The organism is Paenibacillus sp. FSL H3-0302, assembly GCF_037982245.1.
GTDB lineage: Bacteria > Bacillota > Bacilli > Paenibacillales > Paenibacillaceae > Paenibacillus_AQ > Paenibacillus_AQ odorifer.
Genome location: NZ_CP150284.1, coordinates 608,673 through 622,337, shown reverse-complemented (window position 1 = coordinate 622,337; position 13,665 = coordinate 608,673). Strand labels below are relative to the sequence as shown.

At 45.5% G+C, this 13,665-nt stretch carries 13 protein-coding genes; 3 read left to right on the top strand and 10 right to left on the bottom strand.

All coding sequences use genetic code 11. The annotated features are described in order from the left end of the window. Window positions 1–220: 220 nt before the first annotated feature. Window positions 221–1,108: a CHAD domain-containing protein gene (locus tag MHH50_RS02770; RefSeq protein WP_340033908.1), complete on the top strand. Its 888-nt coding sequence runs from the start codon at window positions 221–223 to the stop codon at window positions 1,106–1,108. Window positions 1,109–1,136: 28 nt separating this feature from the next. Here MHH50_RS02770 and MHH50_RS02765 read toward each other — a convergent pair whose 3' ends face one another. From MHH50_RS02765 to MHH50_RS02735, 7 genes are all read right to left on the bottom strand, one after another. Next, window positions 1,137–2,348: a Ger(x)C family spore germination protein gene (locus MHH50_RS02765; RefSeq protein WP_340033907.1), complete on the bottom strand. Its 1,212-nt coding sequence runs from the start codon at window positions 2,346–2,348 to the stop codon at window positions 1,137–1,139. Further along, window positions 2,345–3,436 carry a GerAB/ArcD/ProY family transporter gene (locus MHH50_RS02760; RefSeq protein WP_076124454.1) on the bottom strand — a complete coding sequence of 364 codons (1,092 nt, stop codon included), beginning with the start codon at window positions 3,434–3,436 and terminating at the stop codon, window positions 2,345–2,347. The genes MHH50_RS02765 and MHH50_RS02760 overlap by 4 nt, the downstream gene beginning before the upstream one ends. Before the next feature lie 27 nt (window positions 3,437–3,463). Further along, window positions 3,464–5,212: a spore germination protein gene (locus MHH50_RS02755; RefSeq protein ID WP_143763881.1), complete on the bottom strand. Its 1,749-nt coding sequence runs from the start codon at window positions 5,210–5,212 to the stop codon at window positions 3,464–3,466. Window positions 5,213–5,323: 111 nt separating this feature from the next. Next, the gene (locus tag MHH50_RS02750) at window positions 5,324–5,650 is read right to left on the bottom strand and encodes a thioredoxin domain-containing protein (RefSeq protein ID WP_076124458.1); all 327 of its coding nucleotides are present in this window, start codon (window positions 5,648–5,650) and stop codon (window positions 5,324–5,326) included. 37 nt (window positions 5,651–5,687) lie between these two features. Then, window positions 5,688–6,080 carry a MerR family transcriptional regulator gene (locus MHH50_RS02745; RefSeq protein ID WP_076307920.1) on the bottom strand — a complete coding sequence of 131 codons (393 nt, stop codon included), beginning with the start codon at window positions 6,078–6,080 and terminating at the stop codon, window positions 5,688–5,690. A gap of 145 nt (window positions 6,081–6,225) precedes the next feature. Continuing rightward, window positions 6,226–6,861, bottom strand: a complete 636-nt coding sequence (locus tag MHH50_RS02740) for a ThuA domain-containing protein (protein WP_076124462.1) — start codon at window positions 6,859–6,861, stop codon at window positions 6,226–6,228. Window positions 6,862–6,910: 49 nt separating this feature from the next. Then, a complete protein-coding gene (locus MHH50_RS02735; RefSeq protein ID WP_076307921.1) occupies window positions 6,911–7,633 on the bottom strand; it encodes an SDR family NAD(P)-dependent oxidoreductase in 723 nt (240 codons plus the stop codon). 228 nt (window positions 7,634–7,861) lie between these two features. Here MHH50_RS02735 and ytxJ point away from each other — a divergent pair, with 228 nt between their 5' ends. Continuing rightward, window positions 7,862–8,188 carry a bacillithiol system redox-active protein YtxJ gene (gene ytxJ, locus MHH50_RS02730; protein ID WP_042123836.1) on the top strand — a complete coding sequence of 109 codons (327 nt, stop codon included), beginning with the start codon at window positions 7,862–7,864 and terminating at the stop codon, window positions 8,186–8,188. Continuing rightward, the gene (locus MHH50_RS02725; RefSeq protein WP_076124465.1) at window positions 8,185–8,424 is read left to right on the top strand and encodes a glutaredoxin family protein; all 240 of its coding nucleotides are present in this window, start codon (window positions 8,185–8,187) and stop codon (window positions 8,422–8,424) included. The genes ytxJ and MHH50_RS02725 overlap by 4 nt, the downstream gene beginning before the upstream one ends. 99 nt (window positions 8,425–8,523) lie before the next feature. Here the strand turns inward: MHH50_RS02725 and MHH50_RS02720 are convergent, their stop codons facing one another. From MHH50_RS02720 to kdpB, 3 genes are all read right to left on the bottom strand, one after another. Beyond that, entirely contained in the window at window positions 8,524–10,848 is a 2,325-nt protein-coding gene (locus tag MHH50_RS02720; RefSeq protein WP_076185175.1) for a histidine kinase, read from the bottom strand. A 104-nt stretch (window positions 10,849–10,952) separates the two neighbouring features. After that, window positions 10,953–11,579 (bottom strand): potassium-transporting ATPase subunit KdpC, encoded by a 627-nt coding sequence (gene kdpC / locus MHH50_RS02715; RefSeq protein WP_081383332.1) that lies wholly within the window; start codon window positions 11,577–11,579, stop codon window positions 10,953–10,955. A 37-nt stretch (window positions 11,580–11,616) separates the two neighbouring features. Then, window positions 11,617–13,650, bottom strand: a complete 2,034-nt coding sequence (gene kdpB / locus MHH50_RS02710; protein ID WP_076124469.1) for a potassium-transporting ATPase subunit KdpB — start codon at window positions 13,648–13,650, stop codon at window positions 11,617–11,619. Window positions 13,651–13,665 lie beyond the last annotated feature (15 nt).

Below are 13,665 nucleotides of genomic sequence, written 5' to 3'. Positions count from 1 at the left end.
ATATGAGCCACGAGACCTGCTATTCTCTACCAGCTAAAGATCCAAGCCTATCCGTATAAATAATGATAGTAATATTGTAACCGATCTGTCTCCATGCTGTGAGCAGAGAATTGAAATGAGGTTATGATAACGCTATTCTTATAGTAAATGGACTTACCCCAGAGCATAATAGGGGAAGCCCTAAATTCATGCTATCCCAAACGTTAAGGAGTGATGCTGCATGACAGGAGACAAGCTGACCAAAGAACGACAGCTAACCAAAACAAAGCAATGGGAACAAGCCCTTAACCACCTTTATATCAACTTTTGGGATTACAGCCATGACGCATTAAATAAATTCGCTGATGAAGATATCCACCAGGCAAGAGTGAACTGCCGTAAGCTGCTAAGTCTATTATCCATTCTTGATCCGCGGCACACTTCAGGCCTGTACCCTATTTTCAAAAAAGCGCAAAAGAGATTAGGTAAAGTGCGAGATGCAGATGTTCTAATAGAATCTTTCAAGAACAAGCGCAAGCAGGCGAAGGAGAACGGAGATTCCAAAACTGCAGACCTGTTAAAGGCAGTGATTGCGTACCAAAAGGACAAGCGCAAAACTTACCGCAAGAAGCTCGCTAAGGAGCTGCCTGAACTAATTAATGAAGACCTCGAGGAAAAGTGGAAGACCTTCCTAAGCGAGCAGCTTGAAGCCCTAGCCGCCAAAAAGAATGTTAACGTTGTTATGCGTGAGCTTGAGATCGCTTATGAGCAGAAGAAAAAAACCTATAAAGCTATTTTCCATGAAGACAATGCCGAATCTAAAGAAGCCTTCGACGCTTTGCACCAGCTAAGAATCGCTGCTAAGGAACTGCGTTATACCGCGAGTGCAGCCGATTTTGCATTAAATCAGAAATTCCATGCGCATGAGGAGATCTATAAGGAGATTCAAGATCAACTTGGGCTGATTAACGACAAACGTCTATGGCTGGAAACACTGAATGCTATTGGACGTGAAGAGCTGGACATCGGTAAAAAAGCATGGAATGCCTTCACGTCGCAATTAAAGGATGAAGTGCTCGATGCACTGCATCATAATGATGTCATTCCTATCCAGACACAAACGAAGTAGCTCCATACAACATTGCAAATGGTCCTTTCTATTCAGCCGTTGTATCTGATGCACCATACTCTTCAATATTTAGTTTCACTTCATAGGTAATCGGAATCTCACTAAAGGTTTCATCCCAGTTATTCTCTACGCTCCGCCATACGGCTGGATGTTGAATACGCAAAGCGTTGCCGAAACCTGCAACCTCTGTATGCAGCTCCTTCTGCATTTTTTTCACAGTGACCTGAAGCATGTCTAAGACATGCTTCTCTAGCACTGCTTTATCCTCCTTTACAATGCCGTCATGTAACTTCTTTGCACTCTTGGCAAAAGCCTCACCATATCTCCCCGTAGATTCTATTTTCACATGAAAAGAGATCTTCCCATCCTTCACATTAGCTTTATACTTACTACCCAGAGATTTGATTTCATAGGTAATGAGCTTATTGTTAGACGGGTCGTATGCTTTGAGAGCACCCCCCTCTCCCTTTCCAGTCAGCCAAACCATACCTTCCAGCTCCGATGCATCTAAAAAACCAACGAGCTTTCCCGTTTTCCCTTTAATTACGCCTGCTCCATCCAGCTTTGTCTCCTTCTCTTTTTCTAAAGAAATTACATTCTGCAACATGAAACTTCTTTTACCATGCAAAGGACCCGCCACTTTAGCTATTGAAACCGGCTCCCATATCCTCGTGCTCCGACTTCTATTCACAAAAATCCCCTCTAATACAAATGACGGGGTTTGGCCCGGCAGCGCATTTTCCAATACATCTCTGGCTTTTCCCTTGCTGACATATAGTAGAACACTGGGACGGATATCGTTATCCCTGCTAAAGAAATCAATTAACTCAGAAAACTTGGTAGAGCGTGCAAGCTTCTCACCGATCACAATGACCTTAAGGTGATGTCCGATTGGAGTACGTCTAGTACGCAGTGAAAGTGCCCGTAATGCTTCAAACATCGAATCACTTACTTCACTCATGTTATAGTAATTTCTGGTTGAGGATGGGGAAGCCCCAGACTTCATACCTGACCCTCCTGAGCCTTGAGGAATCGTAAACTGATAGGTACTCATTATTTGGGCAGGCATGGGATTTCCCCCACCTCCTTGCTGTGTTGCCTCCTCATCCCCTGTCTCCTCCGCACTGTCCAGGGCAACACCAATCTCCATACTTAACTCCTCAACAGGTGTGCTGCTCCAGCAGCCAGTCAACAAAGTACATAATATAAGAAATGTAATCGACACTCTCCATTTTTTCATGAAGCCGCCCTCCGGAAATGTGCGATGATCAACAGCGGCAATGGAATTAATCCAAATAAAACGATCATCCAATTACCTACGACTGTTCCTAATGCAAATAGAGCATTCACATTTGGTGGCATTCTGGAAACTACATAGGCTACTGGAAGTATAGCCAATAAGCAGCTATTAAATCGTTTATGAAATATTTGAGAAACTCCCAAAGCAGCAGCATAAATAGTGATGCAGAAGGTGCAGAAAATTTGCATAATCCAAATTACCAGTAGCAGCGATTCAAACCTCTCAAAAATAAGATAATTCACCTCAAAGCTTCTCACTAGATCAAGAAATGGCCAAGTTCTTGTGACCACTCCATCTATAGAAAACGCACCAATAGTCATTACAACAGCTAAAAGATAAAAGAACGTTGATATACATGATCCAGCAAGAATTACCTTTACTGCTTTTTGTGGCTTATCCATAAAAGCAACAACGAACAGCATCGCTTCACCAGCAGTAAAAGTCAGAATGGTTGGCCTGATGCCCTTCCATACCGGTCCTAAACCATCTCCAAGGAAAGGCCGCAAATTATCGATATCGAAAACTTCAATACTAAGCAAGCATACTCCAACAAAAACTGTCCAAGTAATCGGAACAATCAACCTACACATGCTAGTGATAGCATTAAGTCCTCCTCTGCATAAATAGAAGGCTATCCAAATAAACACAGCAACAATAGCCCAAGGAGGGGTTCCCTCCAACAGAAAAAAAGAGGTCACTTCCTGTACGGAACGTGCTTCAAAACTGGCTATACACAGAAAATAAACAATCACTAATATAGAGAGCATCACTCCAAGTGGCTTGCCAATGATTTTCCCGCTAAATTGAAAAATAGTTTGACCTGGAAACCGTTGGCTAAGTTTCACTATAATTAAACCTGTTAAAAAGGTAATTACTCCCCCTAAAAAAACGGAGATCCACACGTCTGGAGTTTCACTAGCCTCTACAATCGTCCGAGGAAGTGTAAGTATCCCTGCCGCAATAGTATAATTGGCTAGTATGATCGTCGCTTGAACAGCAGTAATTCGGTCCTTCACCTCGGTACTCATATTCGCTTCCTCCTTTACTTCGATCTCTCACCCTTTGCGTCGGGGGTCCTTCGGCTTCAACAGCGTAGGGCGGCCTGTTAGAAATTGCAGTGGCATACGGAATATAAAATCTTTCCAATCCTTAATCTTATAAGGTATAAACATGCCAAGATAAGGCATGCCGAAGCTTTTTAGCTTGATTAAATGGGCACTCAGGAAAAGGAAAAATAACACAACTCCATATAATCCAAAGACTGCTGCAGAAAACATCGCTATAAAACGGAGCATACGCAGCGTCATTCCCGCACTATACATAGGGATGGTGAAGGAGGAGATTGCTGTAACTGAAACAACGATGACTAGAATTGGACTCACAATTCCCGCTTCTACCGCGGCTTGGCCGATGATTAGACCGCCAACAATCCCCATCGCGGGACCGATAGGTTTAGGCAGCCGGAGTCCAGCCTCCCGTAATATTTCGATTGAGGTCTCCATGATCAAAGCTTCGATTAATACCGAAAAAGGTACACCTTGGCGGGAGCTGATGATTGAAATGGCCAACTTTGTCGGAATCAATCCCGGCTGAAAGGAGAGGAAGGAAATATATAGTGCCGGTGCAAACATTGATATCAATGCGGCGAGAAAACGCAGTAAGCGCACCAACGACCCCACCATCCACCGATCGTAATAATCCTCTGGGGATTGCAACAGCATCCCGAAGGACACGGGCATGATCAAGGCAAAGGGTGTGCCATCCAGCAGGATAGCTACTCTCCCTTCCAATAACGCTGCCATTACGCGGTCAGGTCTTTCCGTATTCTGAATCTGCTGGAATGGCGTGAAGCTATTATCTTCGATTAATTGCTCCACATAACCAGATTCTTGCACATCATCTATATCAATCGTCCTAATTCTTCGTTTGACTTCTTCGACAAGTTCATCATTCGCGATATCTTTGATATAAGTTAGAACCAGATCCTTCTTCATCCTCTTTCCTACAGTAAAAGAAATCATGGCTAGCTCTGTGCTCTGCCCATGTCGGCGCAGTAATGCCGTGTTATCACTTAACGTCTCATTAAATCCGCTTCGAGATCCCCGCAAGACAGCTTCTGATTCAGGCTCCTCTATCCCTCTTGTGTTCCCCTTCGGGGTGCTGAGCACAATAGCCTCCGGTATCCCTTCTACTAACAGCACTACAGAGCCGAACAATACCTTTTGAAGGGAGAGCTTCACATTATCCGTAAACTCAACTTCCGAAATAAGCACGATCTCATGAATGAGAATATCTTTTAGATCCTTTGCTTCCGGTATCGTATGGGGATCCTTAAAAACCTTATAGGCATCCATTAAAGGCTTCAGAATATTGCGATCCATTTTATCTTTATCTGTCAGTCCATCTACAAATATAAGGGCCGCTTGCAGCTTTATACCTCCGATACGCAACTCCCGAAAACTCACATCATGCATATCTGTGCTCATCTCTTTAAATCTTTGCAAATCCTCCCGAAATTGACCGCTATAGCTTGCTCCTGTAGGAGATTCTTCACTGATTCCAACGGAATCGTCCGCCTTAGTAACCTTTTTCGTATTGCTAGAACCTAGAGATGCTTCTCCGTAAGGAACCCCACCACCTATGCTGCCGGCAGCTTTTTTTGCTCTAGTACTTATCGTATCTTCCTTTACATTAGCCCAACTCATCATCCGGATTAGAATAAACGGAACGAAAAAGATCATAATAGCTTGGAAAATCACACTCCATTTAGGAATTATCTCTAGAATAATATTCCACACCCTCATCACCTCCTTTATAACTGTGTTCGTATTTTTTACCGAAGATGGGTAAATCATGCACGCAAAAAAGACCCCACAATATGGAGTCTCCCTAATTTCATCTTTAAAATTATCGCCTTATGCTTGAAGAACCTTGTTCAGTATGCCTTGGTAGGCTGCTTTCGGACGCAGACCGACCAGCTTTTCCACGGGCTGCCCCTCTTTATATACAATGACTGTAGGCATCCCCATAACACCCGCTTCTCCAGCCAAATCCGGCAGTTCATCACAATTCACCTTAACAATAGAAACATCGTCTCCATATTCCTGGTGAAGATCTTCCAGAACAGGCAGCAGCACCTTACAAGGGGGGCACCATGGCGCACCATAATCCACCAGTACCGTTCCTCCACCACGTATTTCTGACCGCACCCAATCCGCACTATCGGCATTTATAATAGACATTTGCCATTCCTCCTCATATTTTTCAACACCAGCAGTACTATTCCAAGTTCTCCAGTGGACACGTTCTCAACTTGCTCTCATCCTGCTCCTGCAGAATAGATGCCATTCGTTCTTCCAAATTCCTCTTGATCTGATTCAGCTCTACAAGCTGACGTTCAATATCTTCCAATTTACTGCGGTATAGTGGCATCACTTCTGCGCAGAAAGCTTCTTTGTTCTTCAAGACACAATGTAGAAAGCCCGCGATCTGCTCTGTCGACAGACCCAGGTTCAAATATAGTTTAATCGTTTCTACCGTCTCTACAGCAAGTGAAGAATACTCCCGATATCCGTTGGCCTGACGGATCGGCGAGATTAATCCTTGACTCTCATAGTAACGAAGTGAACGGACGCTTACGCCCGTCAGTTTAGCAAGCTCACCTATTTTCATAGCATTCTCCCCGGGGTTCATGAGAATTGTTCTACACCAGTATAAACCCTGACACCAATGTTAGAGTCAACAAAAAAAATCCAACCGCGGCTAACCCGCAGTTGGACTCGTGTTTTATTTTACAACAGGTATATCCGCTTATATCCTATAATAATCCTGCCGCCCAAAGTCCACCTCTAAGAATCATCTGGCGAAAGGGCTCTACGGAAAATGACGGCAAATGATGACCAGGCATTAAATAAACAACCCGGCCTAGACCAAATTCATGGCACCAAGCTGCCTGTCTCATTGCCCCATCATGAGGATATTCCATAAGCACAGTTGTTTCGAAATAGGGATGCTGCTCAAAATAATAAGGCTCATCATCGATCACAAATTCTTCGATCCCCTGCATAATGGGATGCTCCCGTGCCGGTATGGACATCTGGAGCGAAGTGAATTCTGGATGATGAGTGAAATGCGCTCCCAGCATAGCGCCTAGCTCCTGATTACGCTGTAAGGAGATTCCGTTATGTACCACTAGTAATCCGCCACCGTTAGCCACATAGGAGAGCAATGCGCTGCTTTGTTCCGCCGGTATTTTATAATCGGAGAATTCGGTATAAGAGATCACCAGCTTGTAGTCAGATAATGTTTCTTTATTAAGCAGCCCATAATCCTCCGAGGAGAATACCTGCAGATCATTGGCAAGGATCTGCTCAATCTCCCGGTCTACTCCCGCAAATGGGTGATATTTAACCTCCGAATAACTTCCGAGTGCCAGTGCTTTTAGTGTAGACATCCTATCATCGCCTTTCTTCGTGTAGTTTTTTTGATTACGGGAAGCCCATCTACCAAGGCCATGTATTTCCATCCACGTCAAGATAGGCCGGCTCATCCCCTAGATGCTTTTTATACTCCATAACCTGACTTATAATCTGGTCTGCAGACACATCGGGTGAAATATCCGCTTGCTCATTTTTTTCGCCATGCATATAAGTCTTCATCCAGCCGGGGTGAAACACCATCACTTGACCCCCAAGCGTCTTTAGATGATTGTGCATCAGGGAGGATTGCATATTGAGAGCCGCCTTAGACATGCAGTAGCCGTACATATTAATACGTTTATTTCTGCCAATGCTGCCCGCTTCCGAAGAAATATTAACAATCAATTTATCCTTACTTTGCAATAAAAGTCCCATAAGTGCATTGCTGACTCTCAACGCGCCTAGTGTATTCACATTATAAATCTCCGCCATGCCCTCATCATCCATATCCACCAGCATCGTAGCATCATCTGCGGAATGAATAATTCCGGCATTATTAATAAGAATATCAACATGCCCAGTTCTGCTGGCGATAGCCCTTGCTGCCTGCTTTACACTGTCCTTACTACCAATATCGAGTGGAATAAGTTCCAGCTGTTCCGGATACTCCTCTTTAAGCGCTTTCAATTCATCTGTATCTCTCATGTATTGTCCAGCAAATACTGAGAACTGTTTCTCTAAAAGAGAGTGCACAAGAGACAATCCGAGACCCCGATCAGTTCCAGTCACACATGCAACTCTGTTCATTCTTATCAACACTCCTACCTAGTAAGGATTATTGAAGCAAGTTGTCTTCCTTTCACCTTAGCATGCCGTCCTCTTTTTTTCAACGCACTAAAATGAGGGTTTAGTCATCCTTGGATTAGCTGCTCCAGAATCCTTTTTGTTTTAAATTTAATATATGTTACAATCATGATTACAGGTTGTTAACAACACAATGGTTAGTAAAATAACGATCCCAGGAGGGTGATATCTATGTCTATTCAACAACTTCATACATTGGAAGATCTTGAGCAGTATGTGGCTAAACCTGGCAAGAAGCTGCTGTTCAAACACAGCACTACCTGCCCGATTAGCGCCAAAGCTAATGAAGAATTCCAGGCTTATCTAAAGGATGCGGATACTGCAGCAGCAGTAGTTCTAGTCATCGAGGATCGTCCAGTTTCCAATCAAATTGCCGAGGATTTCGGGATTAAGCATGAATCTCCACAGCTCTTCCTGCTTGAGGATAATGAGGTCCGCTGGAACACTTCCCACTGGAAGATCACAAGAGATGCTATCAAAGAGGCTGTGAACCAATGAGCCAGCAAGTGATTGTTTATTCAACAGCAGGCTGCAGCGACTGTAATCTGGTCAAACAATATCTTACGGAGCAAGGTATCCCTTTTGAAGTAAGAGATGTTATGACTAGCACCGTCTATCAAGAGGAAGTCGAAAAGCTTGGTTTCATGGGTGTTCCTGTTACTGTAGCAGGGGATCACGCCACCAAAGGATTCAATCTTCCCGAGCTGAAAGCACTTCTCGAAGCTGCTCAGTAATTCATTCGTTTAATTATTTAGCACTTGATATATGCTTACAAAAAAGGGGATTCCAGCAGCCACTCGGCAAGGAATCCCTTTTTTTCATTGTTCTAAAGCTTAGGGTTCCTCACGCATAAGATTTGCCACGACCAGTACATCTACATTTCTGGCCGAACGCAAAATCTGTTTAGTGACATCCCCGCGTAGCCATTTGCGCACCCATGAGCGTTGGGACTGGCCGATAATAATCTGTGTGCTCTGTAAGGCTTGAGACCTTTCAAGCAGCAAGGAAGACACTCGTGCCGGGAGCACGTTAGGAATCATCTTAAACGTTCCACCCAGTCGTTCCGTCAATTCTTTCAAATCATTAATTCGTTTATCGTAAGAAGGCCCGCTCTGCTTATATTCCTGTACGTACGTAACATACCAGCAAGCTTTTAGACGATAGGCAATCCGAAAACCGCGCCGAATCAGACGTTCCGCATGATCTCCTAAGGTGATGCACACATAGATCACTTCCTGCCGCCGCCAAGGTCCCCGCAGCGACCCGACACGTTCCCAGGCCTCCAGACGTTCATCCACATCATCAGCAATTTCCCGCAGCGCCAGTTCACGGAGGGCGATTAGATTGCCGATTTTGAAAAAAGCACCCAGCGCCTGATCCACTTTGGTCATCGCATATATTTTTCCATCCTTCATCCGCTCTTGCAGTGTTTTGGGGGATACATCGATAAGTTCAACCTCGTCGGCCCGTTGCAGAATGCTGTCCGGGAAAGTCTCTCTAACTCTAACTCCGGTAATTTGTTCTACTGCATCATTCAAGCTTTCTAAATGCTGAACATTCACTGTGGAGATTACAGAGATCCCCGCATCCAATAACTCCATAACATCCATATACCGCTTCTTATGCTTGCTGCCCGGCATATTGGTATGTGCCAGTTCATCTACCAGTACGACCTCCGGATTACGCTTAATAATAGCTGCCGTATCCATTTCCTCAAGGACAGTCCCCCGATAGTCAATGCTCAGTCGCGGAAGGATCTCCAGATCACCGATCTGTTCAAGGGTTTCTTTACGTCCATGCGTTTCTAGTAGTCCAATAACAACATCGATCCCTCTCTTTAAGAGATCATTTCCTTCTCGCAGCATCTTATAAGTCTTGCCCACCCCGGGAGCAGCACCAATGTACACTTTAAATGTGCCCCCACGAATCGCATCGATTTTATCCTTTACTTCCTGAGTGCTTAATCTGTGATAGGCATCAGCTTTCCGCTCATTTCGGCTCTGCCGGGTAGGAAGAACACGTTCTCCCTCACGCTCAGCACGATCAGCCACGAAAAACACATCTACTCCACGGATTTGCTTTAACAATGAGTTAGCAATCGAACCCTTCCACAGCTCCTGCCACGCCGTTTGCTTAGAGTGACCCATAACGATACGGGTAATATTATGCTGGATGGCGTATTTCACTAGAAGTCCCGGAATCTCCCTCTTCGAACGAAAAGAAATCTCCTCCATCGAGGCCCCAATCTTCTCAGTCAGCTTCCATAGGGATCGCTTGAAGGTTGCTGCTTCCTTAGAGGGCGTCAGGCCCTGCTTCCAGAAGGATACCACCGCCAGATCTCCGTTTAACCGTTTAGCGATTTGCTGCCCACGGCGGATATGAATCGAGCCATTCCAATAATACTGTGCGGACACCAACACTTTTTCGGCAATCCCCGAAGCCCCCAGCAATCCTTGCTCCTCCCGATGCTTCTCCAGCGAACCATTAACATCCTCCGCAACCATTCTCAGCGCCAGCTCCCGCAGCTTGCTTAGATTCCCTTTGTTAAAAAGCGAAGTCCGCTGCTTCTTGCCCAAATGTCCTTCGGACAAACGTTGAAGTATCTTTTCCGGAGTCACATCAATTAGAACGATATCATCTGCAAGGGTGAGCACTTCCGCAGGCAAGGAATATTCCACCTCAATCCCCGTCCACTTCCGCGCAAGATCTGCTGCGCCTTCCAGCTCGTATACGTTTACAGTTGTGATGACACTAATTCCACAGCCCAATAAATATTTGATATCCTCCAGCCTAGTCGATCTCTCCGCACCCTCGCGATTATGATGAGCCAATCCATCGGTCAGTACAACCTCTGGATTACGCGCCACAATGGCCTCCACGTCCAGATCCTTCTTCTCGATCTCCTTCTGAAACCAATGAATACTTGGAATCCGTTCCAAGTCACCCAGCTGATCCCTTGTTTCTGGACTTTGGTTGGTTGAAACCGCACAGATTACAACATCGATGCCCTGTGCTTTCAGCGCCTGACCCTCACGCAGCATCTGATAGGTCTTGCCTGATCCACTGACCGGACCTATATAGATCTTCAGACGTCCACGATGCAGCTCATAAATAGAGAGCAGCAGTTCCTCCGGCGTCTTCCTCCGATATGTTCCCATCAAGACCACTCCTTAATAACCCGTTCACCCATTCACTCTTCTATGCCAGAAAGCAAGATATCCCTGACCCAGTTTGAACAATCGGGCAGGGATATTAGCTATATTTATTTGTTCGTTAATTTCTGCAGCTCCATGTTCAGCTTCAGAACATTTACCCGCTTTTCACCAAACAGCCCTAGATCGCGACCTTCGGTCTGCTTATTCACTAGCTCTTCCAGCTGCGCGGCTGGAATCCCAGTCAAATTACTGATCCGGGGAATCTGCACAATTGCCGACGCAGGAGTGATATGCGGATCAAGACCTGAACCCGAGTTGGTTACTAAATCAACCGGCAGCTTGTTTACAGGCACATCCGGATTATCAAGCTGCCACTGTGTGATGGAATCCTTCGTCCGCTGCAGCATATCCGGGTTGGATGGGCCGTAGTTATTGGAGCCTGAGGCTTCCGCTTTATAATCAATGCTGGATACACGGCCATGGAATAATGCCGGGTCCGTAAAGCTTTGCCCGATGAGTTCTGAGCCCACAACTACTCCAGCGTCATTCTTCAGCTGACTGCCGTTCGCTTGCGATGGCATCAGAACTTGAGCAATCGCTGTAGTAGTCAGAGGATAAATCACTCCGCAAAGAACAATAAACACTAGACATAGCCGTAATATAATAAAGAAATTAGCACCCTTCGATGATGACAACTGTTCTTCAGCGTCCGCATTCGATTTTCTGTTATTCACGATGCTCTCACCCTTTCAATGATTAGTCAATCCGTTGTTATATCCATACACTTACGAGCAAATCAATAAGCTTGATGCCCGCAAAAGGAACGACTACTCCACCTAAACCATAGATAAAAATATTACGTCCCAGCAGCTTCGTAGAACTCATCGCTTTATACGAGACACCTTTCATAGCCAATGGGATCAGCAGCGGAATAATAATCGCATTAAATATTAATGCAGATATAATTGCCGAGCTAGGTGAACCCAATCCCATGACATTCAGGGCTTCCATTTCAGGAATGGCGAGCATGAACATTGCCGGAATAATTGCGAAGTATTTAGCGATATCATTCGCAATACTGAACGTTGTCAACGCGCCCCGCGTCATCAGTAGCTGTTTACCAATAGCTACAACCTCAATGATCTTCGAGGGATCGGAGTCCAGATCAACCATGTTTGCTGCTTCCTTAGCGGCTGTAGTCCCACTGTTCATCGCTAAGCCCACATCAGCTTGGGCAAGGGCAGGTGCGTCATTCGTACCATCACCAGTCATTGCCACCAGCTTGCCTTCGTTCTGCTCACGGCGGATAACCGCTATTTTATCCTCAGGTGTACTCTCTGCAATAAAATCATCTACCCCTGCTTCACGGGCAATAGTAGCTGCGGTCAGCGGATTGTCCCCTGTACACATGATAGTCTTGATTCCCATTTTTCGCAGCTCATCAAACCGCTCTTTCATCCCTGGCTTAACCGTATCCTTTAAGTAAATAAGTCCATAAATCCGGTTGTCTACCGCAACAGCAAGCGGGGTCCCCCCCATCCGAGCGATAGCATCGGAATTACTGTCGAGGTTCGCGGGAATGACTCCGCCCTTCGACTGTACCCATTTCTTCACGGAATCGACTGCCCCTTTACGAACAGATCGTCCATCAAGTAGATCTATACCACTCATCCGGGTCTCAGCCTTAAACTCTACGAACTCTCCGCCTTCAGCAAGTTTGCTGTCATAGCTGCGCTCCAGCTTCTTAGCCAGCTCAATAACCGAACGTCCTTCCGGAGTCTCATCCTTTAGCGAACTAATAGCTGCCCAAGCCGTAAGCTCAGCTTCCGTTTCATCTCCAACAGGCACAAAATCACTCGCCATCCGGTTTCCGAAAGTAATCGTACCGGTCTTATCTAGAATCATTGTATTAATGTCGCCGGCAGCTTCAACGGCCTTCCCTGACATAGCAAGGACATTAAACTGTGTGACGCGGTCCATCCCTGCTATCCCGATAGCGGAGAGCAGTCCCCCGATTGTGGTCGGGATCAGACAGACCAGCAAGGCGATCATAACAGGAATATCTAGATCAACGCCCAGATAAGTCGCAATAGGCCGCAAGGTCACTACTACAATCAGGAAAATCAACGTCAGACTGATCAAAAGTGTATTTAGTGCAATTTCATTGGGTGTCTTTTGGCGTTTCGCCCCTTCAACGAGGGAGATCATCCGATCCAGGAATGACTCACCGGGATCACTGGTAATTTTGACTTTAATCTCATCACTGACTACCCGGGTGCCGCCTGTGACTGAGCCAAAATCTCCGCCGGCTTCCTTAATAACAGGTGCAGATTCACCTGTAATTGCAGATTCATCTACGGAGGCCAGCCCTTCAATCACTTCACCATCGCCAGGGATAAGTTCTCCCTGACTGACGATGACAATATCTCCTTTACGAAGCTCGGAAGAAGAAACGGTCTTCACAGACCCTCCAACGAGTTTGTTAGCTGTGATATCCTGTTTCGTTTTCTTGAGTGAATCCGCCTGGGCTTTCCCGCGGCCTTCAGCCAGCGCTTCAGCGAAGTTGGCAAACAACACTGTGAATAACAGAATGAACAACACTGTGATATTGAAGCCTACCGATTTCTCTGCATTAAAATATCCGGGGGCCAGTACCATAAGCAATACAATAATCGTACCGATTTCGACAACGAACATGACCGGATTTTTGATTAACGTCACCGGGTTAAGCTTAATAAAGCTATCCTTTACAGCGCTTAGGAGTATGGGTCCCGTCAGCAGCTTTTTTCTTTTTACAGTACTCATCTTGTTCTCCCTCTT

Excerpts from the sequence above, each read along its gene's own strand:
- MHH50_RS02735 (WP_076307921.1), bottom strand. The coding sequence starts at position 7,633 with ATGAACAGAGTTGCATGTGTGACTGGAACTGATCGGGGTCTCGGATTG.
- MHH50_RS02750 (WP_076124458.1), bottom strand. The coding sequence starts at position 5,650 with ATGTCTATTATAAATGCCGATAGTGCGGATTGGGTGCGGTCAGAAATA.
- MHH50_RS02745 (WP_076307920.1), bottom strand. The coding sequence starts at position 6,080 with ATGAAAATAGGTGAGCTTGCTAAACTGACGGGCGTAAGCGTCCGTTCA.
- MHH50_RS02765 (WP_340033907.1), bottom strand. The coding sequence starts at position 2,348 with ATGAAAAAATGGAGAGTGTCGATTACATTTCTTATATTATGTACTTTG.
- MHH50_RS02760 (WP_076124454.1), bottom strand. The coding sequence starts at position 3,436 with ATGAGTACCGAGGTGAAGGACCGAATTACTGCTGTTCAAGCGACGATC.
- MHH50_RS02755 (WP_143763881.1), bottom strand. The coding sequence starts at position 5,212 with ATGAGGGTGTGGAATATTATTCTAGAGATAATTCCTAAATGGAGTGTG.
- MHH50_RS02720 (WP_076185175.1), bottom strand. The coding sequence starts at position 10,848 with ATGGGAACATATCGGAGGAAGACGCCGGAGGAACTGCTGCTCTCTATT.
- ytxJ (WP_042123836.1), top strand. The coding sequence starts at position 7,862 with ATGTCTATTCAACAACTTCATACATTGGAAGATCTTGAGCAGTATGTG.
- MHH50_RS02740 (WP_076124462.1), bottom strand. The coding sequence starts at position 6,861 with ATGTCTACACTAAAAGCACTGGCACTCGGAAGTTATTCGGAGGTTAAA.
- MHH50_RS02725 (WP_076124465.1), top strand. The coding sequence starts at position 8,185 with ATGAGCCAGCAAGTGATTGTTTATTCAACAGCAGGCTGCAGCGACTGT.
- kdpB (WP_076124469.1), bottom strand. The coding sequence starts at position 13,650 with ATGAGTACTGTAAAAAGAAAAAAGCTGCTGACGGGACCCATACTCCTA.
- MHH50_RS02770 (WP_340033908.1), top strand. The coding sequence starts at position 221 with ATGACAGGAGACAAGCTGACCAAAGAACGACAGCTAACCAAAACAAAG.